General features: G+C 68.7%; 4 protein-coding genes. 2 read left to right on the top strand and 2 right to left on the bottom strand.

Features of this window, described 5'->3' with window-relative positions:
- A partial coding sequence (locus I0Q12_RS29190; protein WP_197257203.1) for a serine hydrolase occupies window positions 1-711 on the bottom strand: 711 nt, incomplete at its 3' end.
- Between the two features lie 196 nt (window positions 712-907).
- On the opposite strand from I0Q12_RS29190, the gene I0Q12_RS29185 reads away from it, so the two are divergent.
- Window positions 908-1519, top strand: coding sequence for an LGFP repeat-containing protein (locus I0Q12_RS29185; protein WP_197257201.1), 612 nt, complete (start codon window positions 908-910; stop codon window positions 1517-1519).
- 56 nt (window positions 1520-1575) lie between these two features.
- Complete coding sequence (locus I0Q12_RS29180; protein ID WP_197257199.1) at window positions 1576-1767, top strand: hypothetical protein; 192 nt, start codon at window positions 1576-1578, stop codon at window positions 1765-1767.
- Between the two features lie 24 nt (window positions 1768-1791).
- On the opposite strand, the gene I0Q12_RS29175 is transcribed toward I0Q12_RS29180, so the two are convergent.
- The gene (locus tag I0Q12_RS29175; RefSeq protein WP_197257197.1) at window positions 1792-3201 is read right to left on the bottom strand and encodes a class II fumarate hydratase; all 1410 of its coding nucleotides are present in this window, start codon (window positions 3199-3201) and stop codon (window positions 1792-1794) included.
- Window positions 3202-3204 lie beyond the last annotated feature (3 nt).

The following is a 3204-nucleotide window of genomic DNA, read 5'->3' as shown; positions in this document are numbered from 1 at the left end:
CAGTACTCGCTGCGACAGGTCGGCCCAGTCCGCACCCGCCGCGTCCGCGACCGCCTGGGCTGCCGCGGTCACACCGAAGTTCGTGTAGTCGTAGGTGATACGGAAAGGCGAGAGGGGAAGCAGCCGCAGCCGTTCGAGAATCTGCGCGCGATCGTAGCCGAGATCCTCGAGGTCGTCGCCGGCGTGATCGGGCAGCCCCGAACGGTGTGCGTACAGGTCCCCGACGGTGACGTGTTCGGTGACGTACGGTTCGGCGAGCGCGAAGGTCGGAAGGTGCTCGATCACGGGATCGTCCCAGCCGACCACACCGGCACCGACCTGCTGGGCGACGACGGTCGCCCCGATCGACTTCGACATCGACGCGAGCTGGAACACCGTGTCGGCATCGACCGGCTCGTCGGAACCGGCCGCGCGGACACCGAAACCCTTCGCATACACGGTTTCCCCGTCGTGCACGACCGCGACCGCCATACCCGGGATCCCGGTGTGATCGAGCAGTTTCTGCGCGAGGCCGTCGAGCTGCGCGATCGCGTCGTCGATCTGCCCGTCCGGAATGGGAACTCCCGCAACCTGGTCGGGCGCGAGATCGGCGGTCTCGGAGGGCTGCGACGGGGGTCGGTCGCGATCGTTCGGGTCGATCGTGACGCAGCCGGTCGCCGTGGCCGCGAGAGCGAGCACGACACCGAGCGCGAAGCGAGGGAATGCACGCATGAGCGACCTTTCCGTCGGTCGGATGATAGTCCCGCGCGAGCCTGCCTGTCGGCGAAAGCGTACCCCCGGGTCCGGGAACTGCAACGATTCGGAGGAGTCTGTGCGGATTCGCGACGAGGCACGCGAGGGGATGGCAGCGTGCGAAGGGACGCATGCGTAGTGCACAGCCGTGTAGTTCAGCAGTGAGGAGTCAGCCGTGAAGGGAATCCCACGACGAGTCGCCACCACCGCCGCCGCGGTTGCCACCGTCGGGCTGGTGGTCGCGGGCTGCAGCGACGACAACGACACCACCTCCGAGAGCGCCTACCAGAGTGAGACCAGTGCCGCCGAGGCCGCGCAGTCCGCTGCGGAGTCGGTGGTGGAGAGCGCCCAGTCCGCGGTCGAGAGCGCTGCCGAGAGCGCCGTGGGCGCCGCCGAGAGTGCCGGAAACGAGATCGCCGGTGACGCGACCACCGTGGTGGCCGGCCCCGACGGTCAGGAATACGCGATCAGCGGCGCTGTCCTCGACAAGTACAACGAGACCGGGGGAGCGGCCGGTCCGCTCGGCCCGCCGACCGGAAGCCAGGAGAGCATAGGCGACGGCAGCATCGGCGAATTCGAAGGCGGCGTCATCGCGTGGAGTCCGGACACCGACGCCCACATCGTGGGGGGCGAGATCCGGGTCGCGTGGGAGGCCGCCGGTGGTGCCGCCGGCGAACTCGGCTTCCCCACCAGCGACGAACATCCCATCCCCGGCGGTGTGCAGAGCGATTTCGAGATGGGGCACATCACCTTCATCGACGGCAGGACCGAGGTCGTCACCGAGTAGCGTCCGCCGGTGTGCCGGGACGTTTGGCGTCTCCTGGGCGCGGGAAGCCGGTCCTCATGGCTACCTACAGAGTGATCAACCCGGAGGGCGAGGTCGTGGACACCCGCGACATCGAGAGCGCGGAGGACGCGCACGCCTGGTTCGTCGATCAGCGAGCCGACAACAGCGAACTCGGCTGGCGGATGGAGGCTCAGCACGAGGACGGCACGTGGCACTTCTTCGACGACACGGAGGGTGCGGCGCAGTGACGTGTGCGCCGCACCCGTCCTCGTCTAGGAGTCGCGCTCGACGTTCGTCATCGCGAGCACGTCGAGGCGCCGGTCCAGTTCCTCCTCGCTGAGGCCGTCGCCGATCAGACCCCGGTCCACGACGGTCTGTCGGATCGTCTTCTTCTCCTTCAACGCCTGCTTGGCGACCGCCGCGGCCTCCTCGTATCCGATCGCCGAATTCAGCGGCGTCACGATCGACGGCGACGATTCCGCCAGCGTCCGAAGGTGTTCGACGTTCGCCTCCAGCCCGGTGATGCACCGGTCGGCGAACAACCGGGACACGTTCGCGAGCAGGCGCATCGATTCGAGCAGGTTCCGCGCCATCACCGGGATGTACACGTTCAGCTCGAACGCCCCGGCCGCGCCGCCCCACGCGACAGTGGCATCGTTCCCCACGACCTGTGCCGCGACCTGCGTGACTGCTTCGGGCAGAACAGGATTGACCTTGCCGGGCATGATCGAGCTGCCCGGCTGCAGGTCGGGCAACCGGATCTCGCCGAGCCCGGTCAGCGGACCGGACCCCATCCACCGGATGTCGTTCGCGATCTTCGTCAGCGACACCGCGATCGTGCGCAGCGCACCCGACGCCTCGACGAGCCCGTCCCGCGCGGCCTGCGCTTCGAAACTGTCGCGGGCGGGACGCAGCTCGTCGATGCCCGTGGACTCGACGAGTTCGGCGACGACCAGCCGCCCGAACCCCTCGGGGGCGTTCAGCCCGGTGCCGACGGCGGTGCCGCCGATCGGCAGCTCTCCGAGTCGCGGCAGGCACGCCTGCACCCTTTCGATCCCGGCCTCGACCTGCCGGGCATAGCCCCCGAACTCCTGCCCGAGCGTCACCGGAACGGCGTCCATCAGATGCGTGCGCCCGGACTTGACGACGGTGCGCCACTCGGTGGCCTTCGCGGCCAGCGCGGCGTGCAGATGCTCGAGCGCGGGAATCAGATCGCGCACCGCGGCTTCGGTGGCGGCGACGTGCGTCGAGGTGGGGAAGGTGTCGTTCGACGACTGCGACATGTTGACGTCGTCGTTGGGATGCACCGTCACCCCGTTGCGGGCGGCGATCGACGCGATGACCTCGTTGGCGTTCATGTTCGAGCTGGTGCCCGAGCCGGTCTGGAAGACGTCGATGGGGAACTGGTCGTCGTGCTCACCGGCCGCGATCTCACCGGCCGCGGCGATGATCGCGTCCGCCTTGCCGGCGTCGAGCAGCCCCAGGTCCTTGTTGACCTGCGCGCAGGCCGCCTTGAGCAGGCCGAGCGCCCGGATCTGGGCGCGTTCGAGACCGCGACCCGAGATGGGGAAGTTCTCCACGGCGCGCTGCGTCTGCGCGCGCCACAGGGCGTCGACCGGAACCCGGACCTCGCCCATCGTGTCGTGTTCGATGCGGAACTGCGGTTCGCTGTTCTCAGTCATGAA

The sequence above is a fragment of the Rhodococcus sp. CX genome (genome assembly GCF_015865005.1).
Classification (GTDB): domain Bacteria; phylum Actinomycetota; class Actinomycetes; order Mycobacteriales; family Mycobacteriaceae; genus Rhodococcus.
This window is presented reverse-complemented; position numbering and strand designations above follow the sequence as displayed.